The sequence below is a fragment of the Desulfobulbus rhabdoformis genome (assembly GCF_016919065.1).
Taxonomy (GTDB): Bacteria; Desulfobacterota; Desulfobulbia; order Desulfobulbales; family Desulfobulbaceae; genus Desulfobulbus; species Desulfobulbus rhabdoformis.
Window position 1 is genome coordinate 1 of record NZ_JAFFQA010000131.1, and the last position, 1,227, is coordinate 1,227.

Sequence of the window (1,227 nt, forward strand, 5' to 3'; positions counted from 1 at the left end):
GTCTAGTACCATGTAACATTTAAAGTTTCGTAATTTTTAATCAGGTTGTATCATCATGGCAATCAAAGGAGGTTGCCATGGCACCGAGATATCGAGTCACCCTGACAGACGAGGAACGTAAGAATCTTGAGGCATTGACCCGGAATGGCAAAACCGGAGCCAAAAAATTTATCAGTGCCCGTGCGTTATTGTTGTGTGACGCCAAGCCTAATGGACCAGGCTGGACGGTTGCCGCTGTAGCGGAGGCATTAGGTGTAACATCTCGCACAATAGAGCATTTAAAAAAACGATTTGTCGAGGAAGGCCTCGATGCCGCATTGACTCGTAAAGAAAGAGAAAAACTGCCTCGCGATGTAATATTTGATGGTTCCTTCGAAGCACGATTGATAGCCTTGGCATGTTCAGAGGCCCCTGATGGTCGTGGCCGGTGGACCGTGAGGTTGCTTGCTGATAAAGCCGTCGAACTGGACCTCGCACCTTCAGTTTCGCATATGACGGTACACAGGATTTTAAAAAAAATGAACTTAAGCCTCACCTCAGCAAATACTGGAAAATTCCGCCAGAAGGAAATGCAGCGTTCGTAGCGGCAATGGAGGATGTACTGGAGGTCTATCACCTTCCATATGATCCAGCTTATCCAGTGGTGTGCATGGACGAGTCCAGCAAACAGTTGATCGGCGAAGTTGCTGAACCGATCCCTTGTGAGCCGGGCCAGCCAAAACGGATAGACGATGAGTATGTCAGGAAAGGGGTGGCGGAAATTTTCATGGAAGTGGAACCGTTGGCTGGCAGACGTCATATTGCGGTAACTGAGCGACGCACTCGTAAGGATTGGGCTCAGCAAATCAAGCAGATGCTCGACGAGCGCTATCCTGATGCCATCAAAGTTCGCTTGGTAATGGATAACCTGAACACTCACAACATCGCCTCACTTTACGAAACCTTCGAGCCGTGCGAAGCCAGGCGCTTGGCGAAAAGGCTGGATATTCACTACACCCCCAAACATGGAAGCTGGCTCAATATGGCAGAGATTGAACTCAGCGTGCTGAAAGGTCAATGCCTCGACCGTCGAATCGCCGACATGGAAACCATGCGGACAGAAATTGCGGCATGGGAATGTGACCGTAACAACAGCACCAAAAAAATTGACTGGCAATTCACAACACAGGACGCCAGGGTTAAGCTAAAAAGACTTTATCCGAATTTATGATTGTTACATGGTACTAG

The 1,227-nt window shown here is 48.5% G+C and carries 1 protein-coding gene; it reads left to right on the plus strand.

Annotation, left to right across the window (positions count from 1 at the left end):
• Window positions 1-77: 77 nt before the first annotated feature.
• A protein-coding gene (locus JWJ90_RS22740) for an IS630 family transposase (RefSeq protein WP_205229501.1) occupies window positions 78-1,210 on the plus strand; the annotation gives its coding sequence in 2 pieces (ribosomal slippage) (window positions 78-501 and window positions 501-1,210; 1,134 coding nt in all).
• Window positions 1,211-1,227 lie beyond the last annotated feature (17 nt).